Raw genomic sequence first — 25,045 nt, forward strand, 5'->3', positions numbered from 1 at the left:
TGCGCGCACCACCCATTCGGCAGAGCGGTGTGACATTGCCGCCACAATGATACGGCGCACGCTTCGCTTTGCCAAGCGCCGCCCGCGCGGCTAAAGAGCGGCGCATATCTCCCCATTCGCCCCATATCGTCGAGCAGCATCATGAGCGATCACAATCCCGGCCTGCGCCCCTGGCGCGACATTGCGCGACGGACGAGCCGCCAGATCATGGTCGGCGATGTCCCCGTCGGCGGTGGCGCGCCAATCAGCGTGCAAACGATGACCAACACGCTGACCAGCGACGCGCTCGCGACGATCGACCAGATCCGCCGCTGCGAGGAGGCCGGCGCCGACCTCATTCGCGTCTCGTGCCCCGACACCGAATCGACCGCAGCATTGGGAAAGATCGTGCGCGCCGCACGCATCCCGATCATCGCCGACATCCATTTCCACTATAAGCGCGCGCTCGAAGCCGCCGACGCCGGCGCCGCCTGCCTGCGCATCAACCCCGGTAACATCGGCTCGTCGGAGCGCGTCGGCGAGGTCGTCCGCGCCGCCAAGGCCAATGGCTGCGCGATCCGCATCGGCGTCAACGCCGGCAGCCTCGAAAAGGATCTGCTCGAAAAATATGGCGAGCCGTGTCCCGAGGCGCTGGTCGAAAGCGCGCTGGACCATATCAAGCTGCTGCAGGATCATGATTTCCACGAATATAAGGTCGCGGTGAAGGCCAGCGACGTCTTCCTCGCGGTCGCCGCCTATGCCGGGCTCGCCGACGCGGTCGACTGCCCGCTCCATCTCGGCATCACCGAAGCCGGCGGACTGATCGGCGGCACCGTCAAGTCGGCGCTTGGCATCGGCAATCTGCTCTGGGCGGGCATCGGCGACACGATCCGCGTCAGCCTGTCGGCCGAGCCCGAGGAAGAGATTCGCGTCGGCTATGAAATCCTGAAATCGCTGGGCCTGCGCACCCGCGGCGTCCGCGTCGTCTCCTGCCCCAGCTGCGCACGTCAGGGCTTCGACGTTATCCGCACCGTCCAGGCGCTCGAAGAGGCGCTTGGCCATATCAAGACGCCGATGTCGCTGTCGGTCTTGGGCTGCGTCGTCAACGGCCCCGGCGAAGCGCGCGAAACCGACATCGGCATCACCGGCGGTGGCAACGGCAAGCATATGGTCTTTCTCTCCGGCCTCACCGACCACACGATCGAAGACGCCGACATGATCGCCCACATCGTCAAGCTGGTCGAAGCCAAGGCGGCCGAGATCGACGCCGGCAGCGCGGTCAGCATGGACACGCTGCACGGCAAGGCAGCGTAAACGGTTCGATCCTCCGCCAACCGGAGTGCCGGCTTTGAGTGAGGGCGGACATTCCCGATTCGTCGCCCCCCGCGAAGGAGTGAAGGGTCGGATTGTCCCCCGGACGATCCTTGGACATGCCAGGGGCATGTCCAACCCTTAAATGGCCGCCGTCGGCCTAACGCAAGGTGGCTAGCGCCCCCGCCTTCGCAGGGGCGACGACTATTTGGCTGGCGTCCACTTCTTGGCCGAAACCCGCCACTTCGCTATCCGATCGGCTTGCCCTCTTCGACGCCCTGCCACTGGCGGCCATCATGGCCGAAGAGGATATGCGCCCCCGCCTGCCGCCGGCGGTGCAGAAATTCCATCGTGCGCATCCCCGCTTCGCGATCGACGACCGCCCGTTGCAGCACCATCAGGTCGAGATTGCGTTCGGTGTAGCAGCAGTCGGCGGCGAGCAGGACTTCGCGCCCGTCCGGCAGCGTCACGATCGCGCTTTGATGCCCCGGCGTGTGGCCATAGGTCGGGACGATCCGCACGCTGCCGTCGCCGAACAGGTCGAGTTCGCCGTCGATCGCCCGGATCGGCTGGCCGGTGGCATAGTCGACCGCTTCATAGAGGCCGGCCTCCTCGGTCGCCTGCGCCGCCGCGAGTTCGCGCGACTGGACGATCACGGTAGCATTGGGCAGGCTGGCGTTGCCGCCGCAATGATCGATGTGGAGATGCGAGTTGATGACCCAGTCGATGCTCGCCGGATCGACGTCGATGCTGCGCAGACGCGCCGCGATCTCCTGCCCCTCGAACCATTGCAGCCCGAATTTGTTCGGCGGCAGCGCGTCGGCGAGCGTGCGGCGATAGCGTATCCCCATGCCCGTATCGAACAGCGCGCGGCCTTTCGGATGGTCGATCAGATAGGAAGGCACGGGCCCCCTCAGATAATCGCCCTCCTCACCTTCGATGAAATAGCCCGGGCGGCACTGGAACCACCCGGTGTTGAAGGCATAGAGGCGCATCGTATCGGTCATTTTTCGCGATATTCGGGGGCGCGTTTGTCCAGGAAGGCGGTCAGCGCTTCCCGATGATCCTCGGTCGCGGAGAGGATGACCTGCTGCCGGTCCTCGATCGCCATCGCCGCATCGAGGCTCTGCGCGTCGATGTTGAGGTTCAGCGCCTGTTTGGAGAGCCGCAGTCCCCATGGACTCGTCGCCAGCATCTCGTCGGCGAGCGCGAGGCCGCGGTCGAGCAGCGCCTCTTCGTCGACGATCTCACTGATCAGCCCGGCGCCGAGCGCGCGTTCGGCATCGATGAACCGCCCGGTCAGAATCATCTCCGACGCGAGGCTGGCGCCGACGAGCCGCGGCAGGAAATAGCTCGACGCCATGTCGCAGCCGCCCAGTCCGATGCGGATATAAGCGGCGTTGCACCGGAAGCTCGGCGCGCCGTAGCGCACGTCGGACGCGAGCAGCAGCGACAGCCCGCCCCCCGCCGCGGCGCCATGCCCCAGCGCGACGATCGGCTGCGGGCAGGCGCGCATCTTGCGGTAGATATTGCCGATGCTCGTCTGGGTGCGCAGCGTGCGCAGCACCGGCGTTTCGTCGGTCGCGCGACCCTCCTGGATGTCGAGCCCGGCGCAAAAGCCGCGTCCGGCGCCGCGCAGGATGACGACGCGGACGCCCTTGCGATCGGCCAGACCCGCAAAATAGGCGTTGAGATCTTCGACGAGCGCTTCGTTCAGCGCGTTGAGCCGCTCGGGACGGTTGAGCGTCGCAATCTCGATCGCGCCGCGCGTCTCGACCAGCAACTCGCCGGTCACAGCGTCTGCCCGTCGTCGACGGTGATGACGCTGCCGGTGATGCCGAGCGCGGCGTCGGAGCAGAGCATGAGCAGCGGCGCGTGCAGATCGCTCGGCGGACGCATGCGCTGGCGCGGAAAGGCTTTCACCATCTGCGCGCCGACATCGCTTTCGAACAGCTCGGCGGTCATTTCGGATTCGAAATAGCCGGGCTGGATCACGTTGACGCTGATTCCGCGCCGCGCCCATTCGCGCGCCAGCGCCTTGCCAAGGTGACGCACCGCGGCCTTGGTCGCGCCATAGACCGAGGTTGCGGGAAACACCTTCTCGGCGGTGATCGAGCCGATCAGCACGATGCGACCGTGCTGCTTTTCACGGCTCCCGGCCTTGTCCAGGCGTTTCGCGCCTTCGGTCGCGGTCAGGAAAACCCCGCGAACATTGGCGGCGAGCAGGAAATCGACCTCGTCGACCGTCAGCCCCATCGCCATCTTCTCGGTCGCGACGCCGGCGTTGGCGACGATCGTATCGACCGTGCCGAAGGCGGCCTCGGCGGCATCATAGGCAGCGATCGTCGATGCTTCGTCGGTGACGTCCATGCTGACCGCGACCGCCTGCCCGCCAGCAGCCTCGATCGCGGCGACCTGCTCGGCAAGCTTGTCGGCGCGGCGCGCGGCGAGAACGACCTTCGCACCCGCCGCGGCGAGCGCTTTCGCAAAGCCCGCGCCCAGCCCCGAAGAGGCCCCGGTGACGAGCGCGACGCGCCCCGAAAGATCGAACATCGGGGGCTGCGTCATGATCTATCTCCTTTTCGCGATAGCTTTGCCTTGGCGCGGATTGACGTATACGTCAACCAGCGGGCATGGGGATCGGCAACCGCGACAAAGGGGTTGACGGCAGCATTTTGTTCACCTAATGTTCTTCTTGTGCACACCCAACCTCATCCCCCGTCGCGGCCGCCAATAGCGGCGGGCGGGGGATAAAGGTTTTGGCGATTCTATTCTCTGGAAGCCTGCTGCGGAATGGTCGATTGCGGCCGGAAGCGGCCCTTCAAATCATCGTCACCCCGGACTTGATCCGGGGTCCATGACTTCGGCGCCGCAGTGGATCCCGGATCAAGTCCGGGATGACGAAGAAGGGCAGGAAGCGGTTGGTTGCGGCCGTTCCTTTGTGTACCCCGGCGAAAGGTGTTGGGAGTCACGTGCCTCCCAACACCTTTCGCCGGGGTACACAGGGAGCAGGCCGAACGTCCGCTCACCACCCCAAAGCGGACCTCGGCCCATCTGATTTGCAATCGATATGATGGCGAAAGATCACTCGCCGCCCCGCCGCCGTTTCCAACCCATTTCCTCGAGCTCGAGCAATTCCATCGGCACATGGATGGTGCGGATCGCCAGCCGGACTTCGACGAGAAACAGGATCAGCGAGGTCAGGAGCAGCAGCATCGCGACGGTGAACGCCCACGCTGAAGCGGTGCCGAGATTGAAACCCGCGACCGCCTGCGCAAAAAGCAGCGCCACGAGCAGGCAGACGACGATACCGCAGGCAACCGCGGCGAGGATCGAATTGTTGATGATCGCCATGCGCCGGTCGGCGGTGCGCAGTTCGGCGACGATGCGTTCATGCTCAGCGCCTTCGGTTTCCGCCCAGCGCTCGATCAACGTGCGCGAGCGATCGACGACGCGCGCGAGGCGCCCGGCGATGACGTTCAAAAGGCTGCCGGTCGCCACCAGCAGGAAAACCGGCGTGACCGACAGCTGGATCGTTTGCGCAATCGCGCTGGTAGCGGAGCTCATTATCCCCCACTGCTCGCCGCGACCGATGGCGTATTCACCCCGTGCATCGCCAGGAATTTACGGACGTTGCGCGCCGCCTGGCGGATGCGCTGTTCATTCTCGACCATCGCGATGCGGACATAGCCTTCGCCGTCCTCGCCATAGCCGACGCCGGGCGCCACCGCGACCTTCGCATGGGTCAGGAGCTGCTTCGAAAATTCGAGGCTGCCCATCTCCTTGAGCGCGGGGGGCAATGGCGCCCAGGCAAACATCGATGCCTTGGGGCTCGGAATATCCCAACCCGCGCGGCCAAAGCTTTCGACCATCACGTCGCGGCGCTTCTGGTAAAGTTCGCGGTTACGCTCGACGATGTCCTGCGGCCCGTTGAGCGCCGCGCACGCCGCGGCCTGGATCGGGGTGAAAGCGCCATAGTCGAGGTACGACTTCACGCGCGTCATCGCCGCGATCAGCCGCTTGTTGCCGACCGCGAAACCCATGCGCCACCCAGCCATCGAATAGGTTTTCGACATCGAGGTGAATTCGACCGCCACATCCTTCGCGCCCGGCACCTGCAGGATCGAGGGCGTCGGGTTGCCGTCGTAATAAAGTTCCGAATAGGCAAGGTCCGACAGCACCCAGACCTTATTCTCCTTCGCCCATGCGACGAGCCGTTCGTAAAAGGCCAGGTCGACGGCCTCGGCGGTCGGGTTCGACGGATAGTTGACGACCAGGATCGACGGGCGCGGCACGGTGAAGGCCATCGCGCGGTCGAGCGCGCGCCAATAGGCCTCGTCGGGCGTCGTCGGCACGCTGCGGATCGTCGCGCCGGCGATGATGAAGCCGAAGGTGTGAATGGGATAGCTGGGGTTCGGCGCCAGCACGACGTCGCCCGGCCCGGTGATCGCGGTCGCGAGGCTTGCGAGCCCCTCCTTCGACCCCATCGTCACCACGACCTCGCTTTCGGGGTCGAGTTCGACGTTGAAGCGGCGCGCGTAATAATTGGCCTGCGCCTTGCGCAGCCCCGGAATGCCCTTCGACTGCGAATAGCCGTGCGCATCGGGCTTCATCGCGACTTCGCAAAGCTTTTCGATCACATGCGCCGGCGGCGGCAGGTCGGGGTTGCCCATTCCCAGGTCGATGATGTCTTCGCCGGCGGCGCGGGCGGCCGCACGCATCGCATTGACTTCAGCGATGACATAGGGCGGCAGGCGCTTGATGCGATAGAATTCATCTTCGGACATGGGGAACTAGAACAACTCCTTTGCGTGTGCATTTGAATTGACGCGAGCGGCAATCTCGCCAGCTGCATCGCGGCTTGTTATAGGCATTATATCCGCACTGACCAGCAGGAACGAGCATGAGCGACAGAGGCCAAGACGATCCGACCGAAGCGTTCAACCCCTTCCTCGCATCACCCGACGATCTACAGCATTGGGCCAGTGTCATGGGCCGCGCCCAGCAGATGATGCTCGAATATGCGCTGGCACAGGCGAACCAGGGCAACAGCGCCGCCGCCGGCCTGTTCGATCCGGCCAGCTGGCTGCAAAATCCGACCACCCAGCTTTGGGCCGAACAATCATCGAAGATGTGGGAACAGGGCGTCGCCTTCTGGACCTCGCTCGCGACGATCCAGCCGCCGTTCGCGCCCGCCGCCGACGCGCCGAAGGACAAGCGCTTCGCTGACCCCGACTGGACGGCGAACCCGGCCTTTGCGCTGATCCGCCAGACCTATGGCCTGCTCGCCGAACAGCTGCTGACGACGACGCGAACGATGCAGGGCCTCGACGAGCATGCACGCGCGAGACTGGAGTTTGCGGCGAAGAATATGACCGAGGCGCTGTCGCCCTCCAACCTTGCGATCACCAATCCCGAGGTGATCAAGCGCGCGGTCGAGACACGCGGCGAAAGCCTGCTCAAGGGTTTGAAGCACATGCTGACCGACCTGTCGCGTGGGCAGCTTTCGCATGTCGACCCCGACGCGTTCGAAGTCGGGGTCAATATCGCGACGACGCCGGGCAAGGTCGTCCACGAAACCGGCCTCTACCAGCTGATCCACTATGCGCCGACCACCAAAGAGGTCTTCACCGTCCCGCTCATCATCTTTCCGCCGTGGATCAACCGCTTCTACATCCTCGATCTCAACCCCGCCAAAAGCTTCGTCGCTTGGGCGGTCGAACAGGGCCTTAGCGTCTTCATGGTGTCGTGGAAGTCCGCCGACGCATCGATGAGCGAGGTCGTCTGGGACGATTATATCGCGGCGCAGGTCGACGCGATCGACACGGTGCGCGAGCTGCTGGACGTGCCGCACGTCCACACGATCGGCTATTGCGTTGCCGGTACCACGCTTGCCGCGACGCTGGCGATGCTATCCGCGAAGGATGAGGCGGACAAGGTCCAGTCGGTAACCTTCTTCACCGCGCAGGTCGATTTCGAGCTTGCCGGCGACCTCACGATGTTCGTCGACGAAAGCTATCTGACCCTGCTTCAGCAGCTATCGGCGGGCGGTTTTCTGGATGGCCGCTATATGGCCGCGACCTTCAACAGCTTGCGCGGGCGCGACCTGATCTGGAATTATGTCGTCAGCAATTACCTGCTCGGCAACGACTATCCGCCGTTTGACCTCCTTTACTGGAACGGCGACACGACGAATCTGCCTGCCAAGTGGCACCGCCAATATCTGGTCGACCTGTATCGCGACAATCGCATGGTGATCCCCAACAGCCTGTCGGTGATGGGGACGCCGATCGATCTCAAGAAGATCGAGACGCCGGCCTATATCCAGGCGGGGCGCGAGGATCATATTGCACCGCTCGCCAGCGTCTGGCGGCTGATGGATCATCTGGCGGGTCCCAAAACCTTCGTGCTTGCTGGTTCGGGTCATATCGCCGGCGTCGTCAATCCGCCCGCCGCGGGCAAATATCAATATTGGACCGGCGATAACGACGCCGCGACGCTCGACGATTTCGTGGCGGGTGCGAACGAGACCAAGGGCAGTTGGTGGCCGCACTGGATTGGCTGGATCGCCGGTCAGGATAGCGCAAAAACCCCGGTCAAGGGCGCGCGAATCCCCGGAAAGGGCAAGAAAAAGACGATCGAGGACGCCCCCGGACGCTACGTCAAACAGCGGTAATATCTAGCGAATATACAGCCTACGGACCGGCGCTCGGATGATTTTTGTGCACTGCACAAAAATTCTCTTGAAATCGCCGATCCGCTCCTATATTGTGCAATGCAACATAAAGGAGTTGTCCCGATGGCTACCAAGTTGGATAGTGCCGAAAAGGCTTTCGAAGCCGCGACGCTGGAAACCGCCGCCCCGGTGGCCGCTCCCGCCGTTCCGGCTGCGGTCGAAGCCGCACCCGAAAAGATCGAAACCGTGAAGGCAAAAGCCAAGCCGGTTCTGAAGAAGGCCGCTGCCCCCAAGGCCGTGGCCAAAAAGATCGCCCCCAAGAAGGCGGTCAAGACGATTGCCCCCCAAACTGTCAAAACGCCCCTGAAGGCCGCGCCGAAGCCGGTCGCCGCCGCCACCAAAGGACTGAAAACCATGAACGACACCGTCAAGAAGTTCGCCGACGAAGCGAAGACCCGCGCCGAAACCCTGACCGCCGACTTCAACGAGAAGGCGAAGGAAGCGTTCGCGAAGTCGAGCAAGCTCGCCGAAGAAGCCGTCGAATTCAACAAGGCGAACGTCGAAGCGCTCGTCGAAGCCGGCAAGATCGCCGCCAAGGGCGTCGAAGCGCTCGGCCAGGAAGGCGTAACCTTCGCTCGCAAGAGCTTCGAAGACACGACCGCCGCGCTGAAGGGCTATACCGCCGTCAAGTCGCCGACCGAATTCTTCAAGCTCTATGCCGAAAACAGCAAGAAGGCGTTCAACGCCGCCGTTGCGCAGACCTCGAAGACCAGCGAGCTCGTCGTCAAGCTGACGAACGACAGCTTCGCGCCGATTTCGAACCGCGTTTCGGTCATCAGCTCGAAGATGAAGGCAGCCTAAGGGCCTTCATTTTCCACCGCCGGCGCGGGCTCTCTCCCCTCCTCCCCGCCCGCGCAGGCAAACCAGGACCGCTCGCAACCTTTTCAGGATGCGGGCGGTTCTTGTTTTTCACGATGCCAATGCTCTCCGCTTTCCCCTGCTTCGCCGGGGCATGGCAAAGACGGGGCATAATTAACCACCCCTCCCTCTTGCGAATCCGCTTCGGCGTGCGATATTCTGGCCCATGATGCTTTCCGCTTCGATCTTCCATCCGGTCCGCGCCATGGCGGACAAGGACGACGGTTCGCCCGGTACCCCCGGCGTCGGTATCGCGACGCGCACCCGCGCCAAGGCGAAAAAGCCGTCGATGTACAAGGTGCTGCTGCTCAACGACGACTACACCCCGATGGAATTCGTCGTGATGGTGCTGCAGCGCTTCTTCAACATGGATATAGAGCAGGCGACGCAGGTGATGCTGCACGTCCACCAGCAGGGGGTCGGCGTGTGCGGTGTCTTCAGCTACGAAGTCGCCGAAACCAAGGTAAACCAGGTGATGGACGCGGCGCGGCAGAACCAGCACCCGCTGCAATGCACGCTGGAAAAAGCCTGAGCTAGCCTGCCCGGGCGATCTGCTCGGCCTTGAGCACCGAAGACGGCTCGCCCTTCAGATCGCCATATCCAAGGCTGGCACCGCAGCCCGGACAGATGGTGGCCGTTCCGACATCGGCGCCGCACGCCCGATGGATATAGCGGATCGCGTGGCCGTCGCCGGTCTCCCCCGGTGCATAGGCCCAGCGTTCGGCCCAGTTGCGCATCGCATAGAGAACCTCGAACAGCGCCTTGCCCTTGTCGGTCAGCCAATAATCGTGGCGCACGGGCCGTTCCTGATAGGCGCGCCGCTCGGCAATCCCCTCCGTAACCAGCAGCTTGAGCCGCGCCGAGACGAGTTGCGGCCGCAGCGCGGTGTTCGCGGCGATGACCTCGAACCGGCGCCGGCCAAAAAACAACTCGCGAAGGATCAGCAGCACCGCGCGATCGCCGAGCAGCTCGGCGGAGCGGCCGACGGGGCATAATGTGTCCGATAGATTTGCACGCTTGGGCATTCTCGGTCTCTAGCTCCTCGTGTTCCCCGGCGAAGGCCGGGGTCCAGGTGCACCATTACGGACCCCGGCTTTCGCCGCGGAGCACATCGGACAAAAAACTTGTCACTATGATTATCATAGTTACTATGCGGCGCAAGAGGAGAGTCGCCGATGTCCAATCCCGCAGCCGTCATCATCGGAGCCGGCGACGCCACCGGTGGCGCGATCGCTCGCGCCTTTGCCGCCGAGGGGCTCACCGCCTGCGTCAACCGCCGCGAGCGGAACGCCGATGCGCTCGAAACGCTCGCGCAATCTATCCACGAGGACGGGCATCAGGCCCGCGCCTTCCCTGCCGATGCACGCGACGAGGATGCCATGATCGCGCTGTTCGATCAGGTCGAAGCCGAAGTCGGCCCGGTCGAGGTCGCGGTGTTCAATATCGGCGCCAATGTGAACTTCCCGATCGGGGAGACGACGCTGCGCGTTTACACCAAGGTCTGGGAAATGGCGTGCCTCGGCGGCTTCCTGATGGGCCGCGAGGCGGCGAAACGCATGCAGCCCCGCGGCCGCGGCACGATCATCTTCACCGGTGCCACCGCATCCTTGCGCGGCGGATCGGGTTTCTCTGCCTTTTCCGGCGCCAAGGGCGCGCTGCGCATGCTCGCCCAGTCGATGGCGCGCGAACTCGGACCGCAGGGCATCCATGTCGCACACACAATCATCGACGGCGCGATCGACACCGAATTCATCAAGGGCCGCCATCCCGATTTCGACAAGGCCAAGGCGCAGGATCTGATCCTGAATCCCGCCGCCATCGCCGCAAATTATGTGATGCTCCACAACCAGCCGAAAAGCGCGTGGACGCACGAACTCGACCTCCGCCCATGGGGAGAAAAATGGTGACGAAAAGCCTCGAACTCATCTTCGATTTCGGCAGCCCGAACGCCTATCTGTCGATGCAGGCGCTCCCCGCCGTGCTGGACCGCACCGGCGCCGGCCTCATCATCACCCCCTGCCTGCTCGGTGGCATCTTCAAAGCGACGGGCAACAAGGCGCCGATGATCCAATATGCCGACGCCCCTGCCAAGCTCGCTTATGAAAATCTGGAGATGCGGCGCTTCATCGAAACGCATGGTCTGACCAAATTCCGCATCAACCCGCATTTCCCGGTCAATACGCTCACGATCATGCGCGGCGCGATCGTCGCCGACGACGAGGGCAATCTCGACAACTATGTCGAGGCGGTGAACCGCGCGATGTGGGAAGACGGGCTCAAGATGGACGATCCGGAGGTCATCGCGGCCTTCCTCTCGGCCAATGGTTTCGACGGCCCGGCACTTCTCGCACGCACGCAGGAATCCGGAATCAAGGCAAAGCTGATCGCCAACACCGAGTCGGCGGTCACACGCGGCGTGTTCGGCATCCCGACCTTCTTCGCCGGCGCCGAGATGTTCTTCGGCAAGGACCGGCTGGCGCAGGTCGAAGCGGCGCTCGCCTAGCTTTGTACCGCCGGCTGCGACGGCCGCCCCGCCACCAATATGCCGGTGACGATCAGCGCCAGCCCGCCGATGTGGAACAGGTGGAGCGTTTCGCCGAGGAACAGCATCGCGAGCCCCGCGCCCATCAGCGGCATCACGTTCATATATTGCCCCGTCGCCGCCGACCCGATCAGATCGACCCCGCGGTTGAAGAAAAGATAGGCGAGGAAAGACGGGAAAACCGAAACATAAGCGATCGCGAGCGCGCTTCCAGGCGCCGCAACGATCCGCTTTCCCGACCAGAGTTCGAATGCATAGACCGGCGCGATGACGATGATCCCGACGATGATCGAAGCGGCGAGGAAGCTCAACGGATGCACCGGCGGACGGCGGCGGAGCAGCACCGAATAAAGCGCCCAGAGCACCACCGCGACGCCGATGATGGCATCGCCGATATTCAGCCGCAAGGCGATCAGCATCTGCGGATCGCCGCGCCCGATGATCATCAGCACGCCGGCCAGCGAGATGAGTACGCCAGTGATCTGGCGGACGTTGGTCCCGTCCTTCATCACCAGCGCGCCGACCACCAGGATCAGCGCTGGCTGGGCCGACTGGATCAGCATCGAATTGAGCGCCGTGGTGCTTTGGAGCCCGGTGTAGAGCAGGATGTTGAACGACCCGATCGCCAGCGCCCCGAGCACCGCGACGATCGGCCAGTTCGCGCGCAGCGCCGGTCCGTCGCGCTTCAGATGCGGCCAAGCCAGCGGCAACAGCAACGCAAGCGCAAGCGTCCAGCGCCAGAAGGACAGCGCCGCAGGCGGCACCAGATCGCGCGCCGCGCGCCCGACGATCGAATTGCCCGCCCAGAACAGCGCCGTGAACGTCAGCAACAGATAGGCACGCGACCAGAGGGCTGTCAGCGGGCCGCCATTTTTCGTCATCCGGTTTCAATCCCTTGGCGCCGGGGGCGCGCCTTGGCCTGTCTTTCACGGCTTGGCCGGAAGATGCAACCGGGGTGGCGGGAGCTTTGCGATTGGGGTGGGGTTGACGGGTTTCAGCCGGTTGCGGACGTTAGCCAAATAACCGTCGTCCCCGCGAAGGCGGGGCGACGGCTATGGTTCACGCGGGAGCGTCCGCTCCCCACCCCAATGCCGCCACCCCCAAACGCACATACAGCCCGCGCATGCACGCATGAAAAGGCCCGGCATCACACCGGGCCTCTCCATCAAACACCCGACCAGCTTAGCTGAAATCGAGCTGGATGATCTGCGTCGGCGTCGCGCGGCAATACATCTCGATCGACCGCGCGCCATCGGGGTAGGTGGCGGTCATCGCCGCGCGGATCCGCCAGCCCCCATTGCCCTGCTGCAGATCGACGAGCTTGTCGTACGACAGCCGCGTCCCGCCGGTCACCCCGATCTGCCGCGCCGCGTCATTCAGGCAATTTTGCACCGACGGCCGCGCCGCACTCGGCAGACCCGACAGATTGGCGCTCAGCGTCGCCGGCGGACCCGCGGGATAGGTTGTGGGTCCTTCAACCGTCGTTTCCTCGCCGGCCGGCGTTTTCTTTTTCTTGCTGAGCAGCAGCGCGAGCAACCCGCCCGCAACCACCGCGCCGCCGATGATCAGCCCCGTGCTCGGCCCCTTGTCCTTGTCCTTCTCGGGCGGCCGCATATTGCGGTATCCGTAACCGAATTCGGCGCGGCAGCCATTGTTCACCCAGACATAGGATGAGGTATAGCCCCATTGCCGGCCGGCGTTGCACTTGCCGCCCAGCCGCCGCGTCAGTTCGACCCGGTCGTTGGTCGCGACATTGCACTGTTCATAGCGATTGCCGCGCGATTCGCAGCGGATCGTCCCGGCATAATCGCCGACCGGCTGCGGCAGCGGCACCGGATAACCGCCGCCGCCATGATTGCCATAGCCATAGCCGAATTCGGCGCGGCAACCGCCCGACACCCAGATTTGCGTCGCGGTGAAACCCCAGTCGCGCCCTTTCGAACAGCGTCCACCGATCACCCGGATCAGGTCGACGCGGTTGCCGGTGCGGACGTTGCAGCGCTGCATCTTGTTGTTCCGCGATTCGCAGCGGAGCGTGCCCAGATAGTTATCGCCGGGTCGTGGCGGCTGGATCTGCGGGCCGCCCGGCAGCGGATAAGGCTGGGTAGTGATCTGGGCCAGCGCTGGCGTGGCAAGTTGGGTGGCGATCAGCGAAGCGGTGGTGACGGCCGTCAGAATCGGATTCCTCATAGTCTTGCCCCTTTTTCCAAAAGATCGATCGCGTTCTACCCTGTCTTCATGCTCCTCAAGATTGACCCCGATGTTTCCACGTTTCGCGCGTCGGCGCCATCGCAAAAAATATCACGCGAAGCTTTCATTTAACCATCGCCCGGCCCCGCTGCGCGTCGTGATGCCTGACCCTCCATGCTCATCCTCGCCGTCGCCGGTTATATCTTCATGGGCAAGGGCGCCCGCGAAGCCAAGGCGCAGTTCGACGGCGACGCGGGTTATGCACGGGAAACCTCCGCGCCCTGATCTTCTCTGCGGCATCCGCTTGCGCGCGTCCACCCATCGGCTAAAGACAGCCGATGGATCAAATCGTCATTCGCGGCGGCCAGCGACTCAAGGGCCGTATCCCCATCTCCGGCGCCAAGAATGCGGCGCTCACCCTGTTGCCTTGCGCGCTGCTCACCGACGAGCCGTTGACCTTGCGCAACCTGCCACGCCTCGCCGACGTCGATGGTTTTGGCCACCTGCTCAACCAGCTCGGCTGTTCGACGACGATCGAAGGCTCGCGGCCCGAGGATTTCGGCCGCGTGATGACCGCGCGCACGACGACGCTGACCTCGACCGTCGCGCCCTATGACATCGTGCGCAAGATGCGCGCTTCGATCCTCGTCCTTGGCCCGCTGCTCGCGCGTGCGAGCGAAGCGACGGTGTCGCTGCCCGGCGGCTGCGCGATCGGCAACCGCCCGATCGACCTGCACCTGAAGGCCCTCGAAGCCTTCGGTGCCGAGATCGAGCTCGCGTCGGGCTATGTGAAGGCAAGCGCGCCGGGCGGACGCCTCGCCGGCGGCAAATTCACCTTCCCCGTCGTCTCGGTCGGCGCGACCGAAAATGCCGTCATGGCGGCGGTGCTCGCCAAAGGCACCTGCGTCCTCGAAAATGCCGCGCGCGAGCCCGAGATCGTCGATCTTTGCAATTGCCTGGTCGCGATGGGCGCGCAGATCGACGGCATCGGGACCGAGACGCTGACGATCGAAGGCGTCGACCGGCTGCACGGCGCGACCTACCGCGTCATGGCCGACCGCATCGAGGCCGGCAGCTATGCCTGCGCCGCTGTGATCACCGAGGGTGACGTCGAACTCGTCGGCGCGAAGGCATCCGAGATGGAAGCAACGCTCGCCGCGTTGCGGCAGGCCGGGGCGACAGTCGAAGAAACCAAGGGCGGCATCCGTGTCGCCATGTCAGGGCGCGCCGAGCCCGTCACCCTGTCGACGGCGCCCTATCCCGGTTTCGCGACCGACATGCAGGCGCAATTCATGGCGATGGCGACGCTCGGCAAGGGCGCCTCGCTGTTCACCGAGACCATCTTCGAGAACCGCTATATGCATGTTCCCGAACTCGCGCGCATGGGCTGCGATATCGATGTGCGCAGCCGCAGCGCGGTCGTCCGCGGAGTCGACAAGCTGATCGGCGCACCGGTGATGGCCACCGACCTTCGTGCGTCGATGAGCCTGATCATCGCCGGCCTCGCCGCCGAGGGCACGACAGAAGTCAACCGCGTCTATCACCTCGACCGGGGCTATGAGCGGCTCGAGGAAAAATTGCAGGCGGTCGGCGCCGATATCGAGCGGATCAGCGCGGGGTAAGATGCTCGGCGCGGCCATAGGGGCCGCGTACATCGCGCTTGATCCAGTCGCCGAGCAATTTCAGATAGCCGTCGGCAATACGCGTGACGCTGCGCGACCCATCGGCGGCGGTCGTATATTCGAACATGCCATGATCGGTGTCGGGGAAGAGATAGACATCGAACGGCTTGCCCGCCTTGGCGAGATCGAGCAGCGCGCCGCGCGTCGTTTCGATCGGCGCCTCGCGATCCTCACCCGCCAGCACCCAGAGGAGAGGCGCGTCGAGCTTTCGGAGTGCCGCGACCGCGTCATAATCCCAGATCAATTCGACATTGTCGAAGCGCGCGCGGCCGATGCGGCGCAACTCCTCATCGGTCATCCGTGCGATGGCCCCGCTATATTCGCCATCGATCTTCGCCGCCCACGGCTGGCCCGCCATCTCGCGCCGCACCGCGTCGAGGTCTTCGTAACCCGTGGTGAAATTCGACAGCGCCAGCTTCGATGTCGCGGCCGACAGCCGGTTCACCAGCAGGACCGCATTGTCGCCCAGTCCCGCAGCGCGCACTTCCGACACCAGCTGCTCGCGATCCTCCTCGATCGGCGAGGCAACAAGGCCGAAGCCGATCGCGACGAAATCGGCCTTGGTCCGCGTCGCCGCGAGCGGTGCGACCCAGCCGCCCTGGCTGCCACCGAAGAAGCCGGCGCGGCCAAAGCGGCCCGCCGCCATGCCGCGCGCCTGTTCGAGCGCGCGCGCAGCGTCGTCGGCGAGCAATTCGAAATTCTGGGTATATTCGCCTTCCGATCCGCCGGTCCCGCGCTTGTCATAGACGAACACGGATATGCCCTGCGCCGCCATCGCATAACCATAAACTCCGCCGATCGGCGAGGTGCGTTCGGACCCGTGGACCATGACGACGAGCGGCCCGCCGGGGTCGGACGCTCCCGGCGGTTCGATCAGCATGCCGGTCATTTTGGTGCCGACGCTGTCGAAGGTCGCCGGTGTTTCGCGAAAGGCGACGCGCGTCCAGCTTTGACCGTCCACCGTCACGGCATCGCCCTTGCATGCCAGCGGCACGCCGGCGTCGGTCGTCGCGCCGCGGCGTCCGTCACGGAACAGGTAGCGCAGCCCCGGCGCCGCGATCGTCGGGGCCTTCACCAGCACGACGAAGTCGCCGTTGCGGGCCGAATAGGTGCCCGCTGTGCAGTCGGCCGAGCCTTGCGCCGACGCCGGCTGGATCGAAGCGAGAGCGAACGCGGCGCCAAGAAGAATCTTTTTCATCGCGCGGATTTAGCGTCCGACGCAGATCTCCGCAAATGCCGTTCGATCACTCGGGGCGGTCGACCGTCACCGCAACCATATTGCCGCTGACCGTTGGCCGCTCGGGCCGCTTCGCGACCGCGATGACCAGACCGACCAGCGCGACGATGCCGCCTGCGATCGACAGCGGCGCCCAGCGATATCCTTCGAACACGGTCGAAAAGCCCATCGCGATAATCGGGACGAGGACGCTGGACCACGCCGCCTGCCCCGGGCCGACCGCCCGGATGACGTTGAAATAAAGCGGAAAGGCCAATGCACTCGCGATCACGCCAAGATAGAGCACGCCGCCCAGATAAGAGAAGGTCGGATCGATCACCGGCGGTCCCGTCGTGACCCACGCATAGCTGCCGTCGAAAAGCGTCCCGAAGAACATGCTCCAGGCGATCATCACCGTCATCGATTGCGCGCGCGCAAGGCGCGTTCCCTGCATCACATTGGCGGTCGACGCGCTCAAAACGCCGGCGAGGGTCAAGACGGTACCGCTGAGCACCGCCGCCGGACCGAGCGCCGCGGCGCGATATTCATGGGCGATCATCATGCCGACCCCGGCAATCGCAATCCCCGCCCCGGCAAGGAAACGCCCTTCGAGCGGGGTCTTCAGAAATGCGCGCCCGAGCAGCGTATTAGGAACGATCAGCAATGCGAAAAGCACCGCGACGAGCCCCGACGTGATATGCTGTTCGGCGCGATAGACGAAGTTAAAGTTGAAGGCGAATTGCGCGGCGCCCAGGATGACGGCGAAGGCGAGCGCACGCGGTTCGGGGAGCAGCCGTTCCCGCCGGATCAGCGCAAACGCGAACATCACCAATGCCGCGACCGCGAACCGATAGGTGACCGACCAGCTCGGCGGCACGATACCAAGCTGCCCGGTAATGACGATCCAGGTCGAGCCCCAGATCAGCGTGACCAGCGTGAAGGATATCAGGACCCGCGGGCTGAGCAGCGAATGCGTCGCCACTCCGCTCATAGCGCTGTGATCGCCGCCCCAAGCGCCGCGACGGCATCGCCATCCTGGTCCCAGCTCGTGACCAGACGCGCCGCCCCCTCGCCCCAATCGTAAAAGTCGAAGCCTGCCTTGCGAAGGCGGGCCGCTTCATCGGCGGTCAGCTTGACGAACAATTCATTCGCCTCGACCGGGTACATCAGCCGGTCGCCGCACGCCCGGGCCAAGGCCGCCGCACCGGCATTCGCCGCGTGCGCATTGGCCAGCCACAGGTCATCGTTGAGCATCGCGCGAATCTGCGCCGCGACGAAACGCCCCTTGCTGAGCAGATGTCCGCCGCGCTTCTTGAGCTCGCGTACCCCCGCCCCGCCGCTGCCGCCGAAAAAGACGATCGCCTCTGCCATCATCGCGCCGTTTTTGGTGAAACCGAACGACAGCGCATCGACCCCGGCGCGCCACGTCACGTCGGCGGGTGCGCAGCCGGTGAAAGCGACGGCGTTGGCGAAGCGCGCGCCATCCATGTGGAGCTTCAACCCTTCGGCGCGCGCGATCTCGCTGATCACCCCGACTTCGTCGGGCCGCCATGCGAGGCCATATTCGGTAGCGTTGGTGATGCTGATCGCGGCGGGTTGTACCTGGTGCACATCCTTGCGGATGCCGGCAAGGCGGGCTTTCAGCGCCTCGACATCGATCTTGGCGCCACGCCCGGGCAGCGTCATCAACTTTGCCCCGCCCGAATAAAAGCCCGGCGCGCCGCATTCATCGACTTCGATATGCGCTTCCTCGTAGCAGATTATACCCTGCCACGGCCGGACGAAATGGGCGAGGATGATGCTGTTCGCCGCGGTGCCGGTGGGAATCCACACGACTTCGCATGTCGTCTCGAACAGCTCTGAAAAGGCTGCGTCGAGTGACTTGCTGAGCGCGTCGCCGTCATAGGCGGTATCGACATGATTGGCGGCTACCAGCGCGTTCATCACCGCCGGATGGACGGCCGCAGCGTTGTCGGAAAAGAAGCGGGTCGCAGTCATGAGCCGCGCCTTAGCGCAGGTCGGGCGCCGTGCTAAGCCCTCATTTGGGCCGCGGCCCGTCGGCCGCGTCATCGTCGCTCGCGGTCCCGTGCGCCATGCTCGCGCCGCCGGCGATACCGAGGCCCCCGGCCATTCCCATGCCGCCGCCACCTCCGCTTCCGCCGCCGCCGCCGCCCGCTTCGCCGCCGCGTCCGGAACCACCGCCTCTGCCGCCGCCGCTTGATGGCCGCGTCGGGCCCTGCACCGGGATCTCGACATCGGCCGGGACCGGCGCAAGATCGAGCGCCTTGCGAATGAAATCGCGCAGCGTGACCACCAGGTCATGAACATGGACCGGCCGCCCTTCGGCAAGCTCCTGCGCCGCGCGGCTGGCCAGCCGCACCTGCTCTTCGGTGCCGAGCAGGATGATGTCGGACAGCGCCGCCTCCACCGCATCGCGAATCCGGCGCGGCCGATCCGATTCACCCCTTTCGGCCGCTTCCGGCGACGTTTCGCCCGCCGGGGCGCTTTCGTAGCGCCGCAGATCGCGCAGGTGGCGCGGATCGACCGTCAGATTGCCGGTGAAGGAACCGCCAAGCGTCTTGTAGGCGGCGATCAACGTCCGCAGCCGCTCGTTGATCTGGCGGTTCATTCGCTCGCGGCGCTGCTGCACCGTCATCATGACCATCAGGCGGATGCCGATGCCCAGGAAGGTCACGATCGCAAGGCCGAGCAACGTCGTCCCGATGCTTTGCCACGAAGAAAAATCGAACATGCGCATGGCGGCGAAACCCTCTCGTCGCTTGCCGGTCACCTCCATGGACACGCAAGCACATCCGGTTTGGCGCTTTCAAACCGGCAAGGCCACCATGTTTTTCGGCCAGAGCGGGAAGGTCCGCCGGCGCTGCACGCAAGTCAGTCCAGCGACGAACGGCGGCGATAGAGCCGCTGCCCCAATGTCCGCGAACGACGAACCATATAATCGCCGGGCAGGATGACGCGCGTACGCAATCCGTGGCGACTCAGGATCAGGCCGACGCGCGGCAACATCAGCGAACAGCGCTGCCATTCATAGTCAGCCTGATCGACGGAATTTTGATTGGACATGATAAATCACCCGCTAAAAGCGGCATCCTCCCCATTCGGTCGTTGGTTTCTTGCGAATCGGCAGCGATTCCGATTGCAGAATTCCGACATAGGGGCGGTAAAAGCAATTTTTGTTACGATCGGTGGGCGCGCCTTCCGGTCGCCCTGCCGCGCTCATGCAGAAATGCACGACGAGCCGATTCTATCGAACCGGCTCGCCCGATAAGGGACAATATAACGGACAGCCGGTCGGGCCCCGATCCGGTCCTAGCGGTCGCGCTTCGCCAGTAGCTTCAGGCGCAGCGCGTTCAGCTTGATGAAGCCCGCTGCATCCTTCTGGTCATAGGCGCCAGCGTCATCCTCGAAGGTCACATGGCGTTCGCTGTAAAGGCTGTTCGGCGACTTGCGACCGACGACGTCGGCATTGCCCTTGTAGAGTTTCAGGCGGACGGTGCCCGACACTTTTTCCTGGCTATGGTCGATCGCCGCCTGGAGCATTTCGCGCTCGGGCGTGAACCAGAAGCCGTTGTAGATGAGCTCGGCATATTTCGGCATCAGCTCGTCCTTGAGATGCGCCGCGCCGCGGTCGAGGGTGATGCTTTCGATGCCCCGATGCGCCCGCGCATAGATTTCGCCGCCCGGGGTTTCGTACATGCCGCGCGACTTCATGCCGACGAAACGGTTCTCGACCAGGTCGAGGCGGCCGATCCCATGCTTGCGGCCAAGGTCGTTGAGCGCCGCGAGCAAGGTCGCGGGCGACATCGCCTGGCCGTTCAGCGCGACGCCGTCGCCGCGTTCGAAATCGATGGTGATATATTCGGGCGTGTCGGGCGCATCCTCGGGATTGACCGTGCGCGAATAGACATAATCGGGGGTCTCTTCCCACGGATCCTCGAGCACCTTGCCCTCCGATGAGGTGTGGAGGAGGTTCGCGTCGGTGCTGAACGGGCTTTCGCCGCGCTTGTCCTTCGGCACCGGGATCTGGTTCTTCTCGGCAAAGTCGATCAGCGCGGTGCGGCTGGTCAGGTCCCATTCGCGCCACGGCGCGATCACCTTGATGTCGGGATTGAGCGCATAGGCGCAAAGCTCGAAACGCACCTGGTCGTTGCCCTTGCCCGTCGCGCCATGCGCAACGGCGTCGGCGCCCGTTTCCTTCGCGATCTCGACGAGCCGCTTCGAAATCAGCGGCCGTGCGATCGAGGTGCCGAGCAGATAATCGCCCTCGTAGCGGGCATTGGCGCGCATCATCGGGAAGACGAAGTCGCGGACGAATTCTTCGCGCACATCGTCGATATAGATATGTTCGGGCTTGACGCCCATCAGCACCGCCTTGTCGCGCGCCGGGCCCAATTCCTCGCCCTGTCCCAGGTCGGCGGTGAAGGTCACCACCTCGCAGCCATAGGTGACCTGAAGCCATTTCAGGATGACGCTGGTGTCGAGCCCCCCCGAATAGGCGAGGACGACACGCTTGATGGAATCGGACATGATGGTTCCCTTGGCGAGAAAAGACGGTCGCGCGCCTAACAGGCCAACCCCCGCGGCGCAACGCCTTGGCGCGTTCTTGCAAATATCCGGCCCGAATATGCGCCTTTCTTCCTTCCGTCATCCCGGCGAAGGCCAGGATGACGTTTCAACCAAAAATGATCACCCGCTTGGATCAGGCCGGAACGTTGAAGTCGAAGATTTCGGAACAGAGCGTCGTTACGTCGAGAGCCTGATATTGCTCCGCGACCTGCGCAAGGATCGAAAGCGCGAGCGTCGCGGGGTCGCGCGTGGCGGGAATCAGCCCCACCGAGGTCTGCAGCTTGCGGACGAGCCGGTCAGGGACACCGGCGGCGCGCAACGCGTCGAGCCGGGCCGCCCGCGTTCGCTGGCTTCCGATCGCGCCGACGTAGAAGCCCGGGAGTTCGAGCGCGCGCGGAAGGAGTTCTTCCTCCCAGTCGCGGTCATGGAAGACCGAAACGACCGCCGTCCATGGATCGGTAGCGACCGGCGGCAAATGCGTGCGCGCCGTCAGTTCGATGGCGGCGGTCCCTTCGGCGGCGAGTTCGGCCAAAGCCCGCCGGTCGGGCGAAAGCACGCAGACATCGGCGCCGAATACCGTCCCCAGCCGCGCGAGCGCTGTCAGTTCTTCGCCCTGCCCCATCGCGACGATGCGAAGCCGCGGCGGGTAGCAAATCCGGAAATCCTTGCCCTGCCAGCCGGTCGCCGACGCATCTCCTCCACCCTCCGCGTCGACGCCCTCATGCGACAGTCGCAGCGTCGCGACCATGCGGCGGTCGAGGTTCGACAGGACCCCGGCAAGCGCCGCCGGGTCAGGGTGCGGGTTGAACAAAAGGTCGATCCCGCTGCCGCACGGCAGGCGGATATCGAGGTAAGGCGATCCCGCGCCAAAGCGCACGAGCCTTGCCCGGCCGTCGGCAAGCGTGCCGGTCGCCTCCGCGACGACCGCCGCTTCGATACAGCCGCCCGAAAAGGAACCGGCGTAGCGGCCGTCTTCGGCCACCGCCATCTGCGCGCCGATCGCGCGCGGCGAAGTCCCCTCGATATCGGTCAGGGTTACGAGCGCGGTCCCCAGCCCCTCGTCGATCCGCGCCAGGGCAAAAGCCAATATATCGGCGGCGGCGGTTGCTATCATCGGGCTTCTGCGCTGAGAGTGGCGAAGGAGAGGCGAAGCGCTGTGACAGATCCCGGGGACATTGCCGCCATCCTGCTCGCCGCCGGACAATCGCGGCGTTTTGGCGCCGACGACAAATTGCTCACGCCGTTCGACGGCGAGCCGCTCGCGCTGCACGCGGCGCGGCGGATCGTCGCCCTGGCGCCGGGGCGCCGGATCGCGGTCTGCCACGACGACGGCGGCGCGCTTGCCGCGATGCTGGCGGCGCTCGATTTCGACATCGCCGTCAACCCGCACCCCGAACGCGGCCTGTCGCAATCGCTGTCATGCGGCATCGCCGAAGCGGCGCGCGGCCCCGAACAGGCGGCGCTGATCTGCCTCGCCGACATGCCCTTCGTCAGCACCCGCCATCTCGGCAATTTGCTGGCGCGCTTCGATCCGCACGATGCACCGATCGTCGCCTCGTCCGATGGGCAAACGGCGATGCCCCCGGCGCTGTTCGCGCGGCCGCTGTTCGACCGGCTGCGCGCGGGTGCGGGCGATCGGGGCGGCAAGGCGTTGCTGGCCGGCGCGACGCTCGTCATGACAAGCCGCAGCGAGCTGGCGGACATCGACCGCCCCGAAGATCTCGCCCGGCGCTGATCATGCAATATCCGGCAATTTATCGAGCAGCTTGTCGAGCGTGATCGGATAATCACGGACACGAACGCCGGTTGCGTTATAAATGGCATTGGCGACCGCTGCCGCCACGCCGCAAATGCCCAGCTCGCCGACCCCCTTCGCCTTCATCGGCGATGTCGTCGGGTCGGTTTCGTCGAGGAAGATCACTTCCTGATGCGGAATGTCGGCGTGGACGGGGACCTCATAGCCCGCAAGGTCGTGGTTGACGAAAAAGCCGAAGCGCTTGTCGACCGCCAGTTCCTCCATCAGCGCCGCGCCCGCGCCCATCGTCATCGCGCCGATCACCTGGCTGCGCGCCGATTTGGGGTTGAGGATACGACCGGCGGCACAGACCGCGAGCATGCGGCGGACGCGGATTTCGCCGGTCATCGCATCGACGCCGACCTCGCAGAAATGCGCGCCAAAGGTCGATTGCTGATATTTCTCGGCCAGGTCGCCATATTCCATCATGTCTTCGGCGACGAGTTCGCCATCGGCGGCGGCGTCACCGAGAGGCGCACTGCGGCGCCCTGCCTTGACCTTGCTATCGGCGAACACCGCATCGGCGGCATTTATCCCCAGCTTCTGTGCCACCGCCTCGCGCAGCTTGACGCATGCGGCATAGACTCCCGCGGTCGAGCTGTTCGCGCCCCACTGCCCGCCCGAACCCGCCGACACGGGGAAGGCCGAGTCGCCAAGCTTCACGACGACCTTGTCCAGCGGCACGCCCATCATCTCCGCCGCCGTCTGTGCGATGATCGTGTAGGTGCCGGTGCCGATATCGGTCATGTCGGTCTCGACAGTGACGATGCCCGACTTGTCGAGCCGGACGCGCGCTGCCGAGGGACCGTTGAGGTTGTTGCGAAACGCCGCCGCAACGCCCATCCCGACCAGCCAGCGCCCATCGCGGGTCAGCCCGGGTTTCGGATTGCGCTTCGACCAGCCGAACCTCTCGGCACCGGTTTCCATGCATTCATTGAGGCGGCGCTGCGAAAAGGGCCGGCTCGGCTTTTCCGGATCGACCTGCGTATCGTTGAGCACCCGAAACGCGACCGGATCCATTGCCAGCTTCTCGGCCATTTCATCGACCGCGATCTCGAGCGCCATCAGCCCCGGCGCCTCGCCGGGCGCACGCATCGCATTGCCTTCGGGAAGGTCGAGCACGGCGAGGCGCATCGCGGTCATGCGGTTTTCGCCGGCATAAAGCAGGCGCGTCTGCCCGACTGCGGTTTCGGGGCCGCCGCCGGGCAGGTCGCCCGACCAGCTTTCGTGCCCGACCGCGGTCAGCTTGCCGTCGGCGGTCGCGCCCAGGCGGACGCGCTGGATCGTTGCGGGGCGGTGCGTGGTGTTGTTGATCATCAGCGGACGCGTAAGTGCCACCTTGACCGGCCGCCCCGCCGCCTTGGCGCCGAGCACGGCGAGCAGCGCATCGGCGCGGTTGAACAGCTTCCCGCCAAAGCCGCCGCCGATATAGGGCGAGTCAAAGCGGATATTTTCCTTCGGGATGCCCAGCGTCTTGGCCATGTCGCCGACCGACCAGGCGATCATCTGGTTGGACGTCCACACGGTCAGCTTGTCGCCCTCCCACGCCGCGATCGACGCATGCGGTTCCATCATCGCGTGGCTGTGATCGGGGGTCGTGTAGCGCGCGTCGAGTTGCACCGGCGCTTCGGCGAAGGCGGCGGCGAAATTCCCGATACCGCTGTCGGGCTCGGTGCCGAAAGACGCCTGCGGCTTGATCGCCGTGCCCATCGCCGCAGCGAGATCATATGCGCCCTTGCCGCGCGTATATTCGACCCGGACGAGCGATGCTGCCGCCCGCGCCTGTTCGAAGCTTTCGGCGACGACCAACGCGATCGCCTGATGATAATGGTCGATTTCGGGGCCACCGAGCAATTTGGCGGTGTTGAAATCGCCCTTCGCCAGCTTGCCGGCGTTTGCCGCGGTGACGATGGCGAGGACACCGGGCGCAGCCTTCGCCGCGTCGAGGTTCATCGAAGCAATCCGCCCCTTGGCGATCGCCGACCCCACGACATAGCCATAAGCCTGGTTTGCCGCGACGTCGTGCCGTTCATAGGCATAGGGCGCGGTGCCCGTCGTCTTGAGTGGGCCGTCGATGCGGCGGGTGGGCTTGCCGATCACCTTCAACTGATCGATCGGATTGGTCGTGGCGGGCGTTTCGAACTTCATG

At 64.7% G+C, this 25,045-nt stretch carries 24 protein-coding genes; 8 read left to right on the plus strand and 16 right to left on the minus strand.

Annotation, left to right across the window (positions count from 1 at the left end; translation table 11 throughout):
* Positions 1-141 precede the first annotated feature (141 nt).
* Positions 142-1,293: a flavodoxin-dependent (E)-4-hydroxy-3-methylbut-2-enyl-diphosphate synthase gene (gene ispG, locus FHR22_RS15130; protein ID WP_166944308.1), complete on the plus strand. Its 1,152-nt coding sequence runs from the start codon at positions 142-144 to the stop codon at positions 1,291-1,293.
* 245 nt (positions 1,294-1,538) lie between these two features.
* On the opposite strand, the gene FHR22_RS15135 is transcribed toward ispG, so the two are convergent.
* The 5 genes from FHR22_RS15135 to FHR22_RS15155 all read right to left on the minus strand — a co-directional run bounded on the left by FHR22_RS15135 (position 1,539) and on the right by FHR22_RS15155 (position 6,077).
* On the minus strand, positions 1,539-2,297 hold the full coding sequence (locus FHR22_RS15135) for an N-acyl homoserine lactonase family protein (RefSeq protein WP_166944310.1): 759 nt from the start codon (positions 2,295-2,297) through the stop codon (positions 1,539-1,541).
* The gene (locus tag FHR22_RS15140; protein ID WP_166944312.1) at positions 2,294-3,085 is read right to left on the minus strand and encodes an enoyl-CoA hydratase-related protein; all 792 of its coding nucleotides are present in this window, start codon (positions 3,083-3,085) and stop codon (positions 2,294-2,296) included. The genes FHR22_RS15135 and FHR22_RS15140 overlap by 4 nt, the downstream gene beginning before the upstream one ends.
* Positions 3,082-3,858 carry an SDR family NAD(P)-dependent oxidoreductase gene (locus FHR22_RS15145; RefSeq protein ID WP_166944314.1) on the minus strand — a complete coding sequence of 259 codons (777 nt, stop codon included), beginning with the start codon at positions 3,856-3,858 and terminating at the stop codon, positions 3,082-3,084. The genes FHR22_RS15140 and FHR22_RS15145 overlap by 4 nt, the downstream gene beginning before the upstream one ends.
* A 516-nt stretch (positions 3,859-4,374) precedes the next feature.
* Positions 4,375-4,857: a DUF2721 domain-containing protein gene (locus tag FHR22_RS15150; protein ID WP_166944316.1), complete on the minus strand. Its 483-nt coding sequence runs from the start codon at positions 4,855-4,857 to the stop codon at positions 4,375-4,377.
* Complete coding sequence (locus FHR22_RS15155) at positions 4,857-6,077, minus strand: LL-diaminopimelate aminotransferase (RefSeq protein ID WP_166944318.1); 1,221 nt, start codon at positions 6,075-6,077, stop codon at positions 4,857-4,859. The genes FHR22_RS15150 and FHR22_RS15155 overlap by 1 nt, the downstream gene beginning before the upstream one ends.
* A 116-nt stretch (positions 6,078-6,193) precedes the next feature.
* Between FHR22_RS15155 and FHR22_RS15160 the strand changes: the two genes are divergently transcribed.
* The 3 genes from FHR22_RS15160 (at position 6,194) to clpS (ending at position 9,416) form a co-directional block, all read left to right on the plus strand.
* The gene (locus FHR22_RS15160) at positions 6,194-7,966 is read left to right on the plus strand and encodes a PHA/PHB synthase family protein (RefSeq protein ID WP_166944320.1); all 1,773 of its coding nucleotides are present in this window, start codon (positions 6,194-6,196) and stop codon (positions 7,964-7,966) included.
* Between the two features lie 123 nt (positions 7,967-8,089).
* Positions 8,090-8,827: a phasin family protein gene (locus tag FHR22_RS15165; protein WP_166944322.1), complete on the plus strand. Its 738-nt coding sequence runs from the start codon at positions 8,090-8,092 to the stop codon at positions 8,825-8,827.
* A gap of 223 nt (positions 8,828-9,050) precedes the next feature.
* The gene (gene clpS, locus FHR22_RS15170) at positions 9,051-9,416 is read left to right on the plus strand and encodes an ATP-dependent Clp protease adapter ClpS (protein WP_166944324.1); all 366 of its coding nucleotides are present in this window, start codon (positions 9,051-9,053) and stop codon (positions 9,414-9,416) included.
* Position 9,417: 1 nt separating this feature from the next.
* On the opposite strand, the gene FHR22_RS15175 is transcribed toward clpS, so the two are convergent.
* The gene (locus FHR22_RS15175) at positions 9,418-9,909 is read right to left on the minus strand and encodes a winged helix-turn-helix transcriptional regulator (protein ID WP_166944326.1); all 492 of its coding nucleotides are present in this window, start codon (positions 9,907-9,909) and stop codon (positions 9,418-9,420) included.
* Positions 9,910-10,059: 150 nt separating this feature from the next.
* Here FHR22_RS15175 and FHR22_RS15180 point away from each other — a divergent pair, with 150 nt between their 5' ends.
* Complete coding sequence (locus FHR22_RS15180) at positions 10,060-10,791, plus strand: SDR family oxidoreductase (protein ID WP_166944328.1); 732 nt, start codon at positions 10,060-10,062, stop codon at positions 10,789-10,791.
* Positions 10,785-11,387: a 2-hydroxychromene-2-carboxylate isomerase gene (locus FHR22_RS15185; protein ID WP_166944330.1), complete on the plus strand. Its 603-nt coding sequence runs from the start codon at positions 10,785-10,787 to the stop codon at positions 11,385-11,387. The genes FHR22_RS15180 and FHR22_RS15185 overlap by 7 nt, the downstream gene beginning before the upstream one ends.
* Here the strand turns inward: FHR22_RS15185 and FHR22_RS15190 are convergent.
* On the minus strand, positions 11,384-12,307 hold the full coding sequence (locus FHR22_RS15190) for a DMT family transporter (RefSeq protein WP_166944332.1): 924 nt from the start codon (positions 12,305-12,307) through the stop codon (positions 11,384-11,386). The two genes, FHR22_RS15185 and FHR22_RS15190, sit on opposite strands and share 4 nt — an antisense overlap.
* A 301-nt stretch (positions 12,308-12,608) precedes the next feature.
* The gene (locus FHR22_RS15195; RefSeq protein WP_166944335.1) at positions 12,609-13,616 is read right to left on the minus strand and encodes a DUF3011 domain-containing protein; all 1,008 of its coding nucleotides are present in this window, start codon (positions 13,614-13,616) and stop codon (positions 12,609-12,611) included.
* A gap of 338 nt (positions 13,617-13,954) precedes the next feature.
* Between FHR22_RS15195 and murA the strand changes: the two genes are divergently transcribed.
* A complete protein-coding gene (gene murA / locus FHR22_RS15200) occupies positions 13,955-15,238 on the plus strand; it encodes a UDP-N-acetylglucosamine 1-carboxyvinyltransferase (RefSeq protein WP_166944339.1) in 1,284 nt (427 codons plus the stop codon).
* Here murA and FHR22_RS15205 read toward each other — a convergent pair.
* The 7 genes from FHR22_RS15205 to FHR22_RS15240 all read right to left on the minus strand — a co-directional run bounded on the left by FHR22_RS15205 (position 15,225) and on the right by FHR22_RS15240 (position 22,215).
* Complete coding sequence (locus FHR22_RS15205; protein ID WP_166944342.1) at positions 15,225-16,496, minus strand: alpha/beta hydrolase family protein; 1,272 nt, start codon at positions 16,494-16,496, stop codon at positions 15,225-15,227. The two genes, murA and FHR22_RS15205, sit on opposite strands and share 14 nt — an antisense overlap.
* 46 nt (positions 16,497-16,542) lie before the next feature.
* Positions 16,543-17,505, minus strand: a complete 963-nt coding sequence (locus FHR22_RS15210) for a DMT family transporter (protein WP_166944346.1) — start codon at positions 17,503-17,505, stop codon at positions 16,543-16,545.
* Complete coding sequence (locus FHR22_RS15215) at positions 17,502-18,512, minus strand: threonine aldolase family protein (protein WP_166944349.1); 1,011 nt, start codon at positions 18,510-18,512, stop codon at positions 17,502-17,504. The genes FHR22_RS15210 and FHR22_RS15215 overlap by 4 nt, the downstream gene beginning before the upstream one ends.
* A gap of 40 nt (positions 18,513-18,552) precedes the next feature.
* Positions 18,553-19,311: a hypothetical protein gene (locus FHR22_RS22135; protein ID WP_243853773.1), complete on the minus strand. Its 759-nt coding sequence runs from the start codon at positions 19,309-19,311 to the stop codon at positions 18,553-18,555.
* 95 nt (positions 19,312-19,406) lie between these two features.
* On the minus strand, positions 19,407-19,598 hold the full coding sequence (locus tag FHR22_RS15230; protein ID WP_166944352.1) for a hypothetical protein: 192 nt from the start codon (positions 19,596-19,598) through the stop codon (positions 19,407-19,409).
* 246 nt (positions 19,599-19,844) lie between these two features.
* Complete coding sequence (locus FHR22_RS15235) at positions 19,845-21,062, minus strand: argininosuccinate synthase (protein WP_166944355.1); 1,218 nt, start codon at positions 21,060-21,062, stop codon at positions 19,845-19,847.
* A 172-nt stretch (positions 21,063-21,234) separates the two neighbouring features.
* Complete coding sequence (locus FHR22_RS15240; protein WP_166944359.1) at positions 21,235-22,215, minus strand: XdhC family protein; 981 nt, start codon at positions 22,213-22,215, stop codon at positions 21,235-21,237.
* 42 nt (positions 22,216-22,257) lie between these two features.
* Here FHR22_RS15240 and FHR22_RS15245 point away from each other — a divergent pair, with 42 nt between their 5' ends.
* Positions 22,258-22,836 (plus strand): NTP transferase domain-containing protein, encoded by a 579-nt coding sequence (locus FHR22_RS15245; protein ID WP_166944362.1) that lies wholly within the window; start codon positions 22,258-22,260, stop codon positions 22,834-22,836.
* On the opposite strand, the gene paoC is transcribed toward FHR22_RS15245, so the two are convergent.
* The gene (gene paoC, locus FHR22_RS15250; protein WP_166944365.1) at positions 22,837-25,044 is read right to left on the minus strand and encodes an aldehyde oxidoreductase molybdenum-binding subunit PaoC; all 2,208 of its coding nucleotides are present in this window, start codon (positions 25,042-25,044) and stop codon (positions 22,837-22,839) included.
* Between the last annotated feature and the right edge of the window lies 1 nt (position 25,045).

Source organism: Sphingopyxis panaciterrae, assembly GCF_011762125.1.
In the GTDB taxonomy this organism is placed as follows: Bacteria; Pseudomonadota; Alphaproteobacteria; order Sphingomonadales; family Sphingomonadaceae; genus Sphingopyxis; species Sphingopyxis panaciterrae.

Excerpts from the sequence above, each read along its gene's own strand:
- ispG (WP_166944308.1), top strand. The coding sequence starts at position 142 with ATGAGCGATCACAATCCCGGCCTGCGCCCCTGGCGCGACATTGCGCGA.
- FHR22_RS15135 (WP_166944310.1), bottom strand. The coding sequence starts at position 2,297 with ATGACCGATACGATGCGCCTCTATGCCTTCAACACCGGGTGGTTCCAG.
- FHR22_RS15145 (WP_166944314.1), bottom strand. The coding sequence starts at position 3,858 with ATGACGCAGCCCCCGATGTTCGATCTTTCGGGGCGCGTCGCGCTCGTC.
- FHR22_RS15150 (WP_166944316.1), bottom strand. The coding sequence starts at position 4,857 with ATGAGCTCCGCTACCAGCGCGATTGCGCAAACGATCCAGCTGTCGGTC.
- FHR22_RS15155 (WP_166944318.1), bottom strand. The coding sequence starts at position 6,077 with ATGTCCGAAGATGAATTCTATCGCATCAAGCGCCTGCCGCCCTATGTC.
- FHR22_RS15160 (WP_166944320.1), top strand. The coding sequence starts at position 6,194 with ATGAGCGACAGAGGCCAAGACGATCCGACCGAAGCGTTCAACCCCTTC.
- FHR22_RS15165 (WP_166944322.1), top strand. The coding sequence starts at position 8,090 with ATGGCTACCAAGTTGGATAGTGCCGAAAAGGCTTTCGAAGCCGCGACG.
- clpS (WP_166944324.1), top strand. The coding sequence starts at position 9,051 with ATGATGCTTTCCGCTTCGATCTTCCATCCGGTCCGCGCCATGGCGGAC.
- FHR22_RS15175 (WP_166944326.1), bottom strand. The coding sequence starts at position 9,909 with ATGCCCAAGCGTGCAAATCTATCGGACACATTATGCCCCGTCGGCCGC.
- FHR22_RS15180 (WP_166944328.1), top strand. The coding sequence starts at position 10,060 with ATGTCCAATCCCGCAGCCGTCATCATCGGAGCCGGCGACGCCACCGGT.
- FHR22_RS15185 (WP_166944330.1), top strand. The coding sequence starts at position 10,785 with ATGGTGACGAAAAGCCTCGAACTCATCTTCGATTTCGGCAGCCCGAAC.
- FHR22_RS15190 (WP_166944332.1), bottom strand. The coding sequence starts at position 12,307 with ATGACGAAAAATGGCGGCCCGCTGACAGCCCTCTGGTCGCGTGCCTAT.
- FHR22_RS15195 (WP_166944335.1), bottom strand. The coding sequence starts at position 13,616 with ATGAGGAATCCGATTCTGACGGCCGTCACCACCGCTTCGCTGATCGCC.
- murA (WP_166944339.1), top strand. The coding sequence starts at position 13,955 with ATGGATCAAATCGTCATTCGCGGCGGCCAGCGACTCAAGGGCCGTATC.
- FHR22_RS15205 (WP_166944342.1), bottom strand. The coding sequence starts at position 16,496 with ATGAAAAAGATTCTTCTTGGCGCCGCGTTCGCTCTCGCTTCGATCCAG.
- FHR22_RS15210 (WP_166944346.1), bottom strand. The coding sequence starts at position 17,505 with ATGAGCGGAGTGGCGACGCATTCGCTGCTCAGCCCGCGGGTCCTGATA.
- FHR22_RS15215 (WP_166944349.1), bottom strand. The coding sequence starts at position 18,512 with ATGACTGCGACCCGCTTCTTTTCCGACAACGCTGCGGCCGTCCATCCG.
- FHR22_RS22135 (WP_243853773.1), bottom strand. The coding sequence starts at position 19,311 with ATGGAGGTGACCGGCAAGCGACGAGAGGGTTTCGCCGCCATGCGCATG.
- FHR22_RS15230 (WP_166944352.1), bottom strand. The coding sequence starts at position 19,598 with ATGTCCAATCAAAATTCCGTCGATCAGGCTGACTATGAATGGCAGCGC.
- FHR22_RS15235 (WP_166944355.1), bottom strand. The coding sequence starts at position 21,062 with ATGTCCGATTCCATCAAGCGTGTCGTCCTCGCCTATTCGGGGGGGCTC.
- FHR22_RS15240 (WP_166944359.1), bottom strand. The coding sequence starts at position 22,215 with ATGATAGCAACCGCCGCCGCCGATATATTGGCTTTTGCCCTGGCGCGG.
- paoC (WP_166944365.1), bottom strand. The coding sequence starts at position 25,044 with ATGAAGTTCGAAACGCCCGCCACGACCAATCCGATCGATCAGTTGAAG.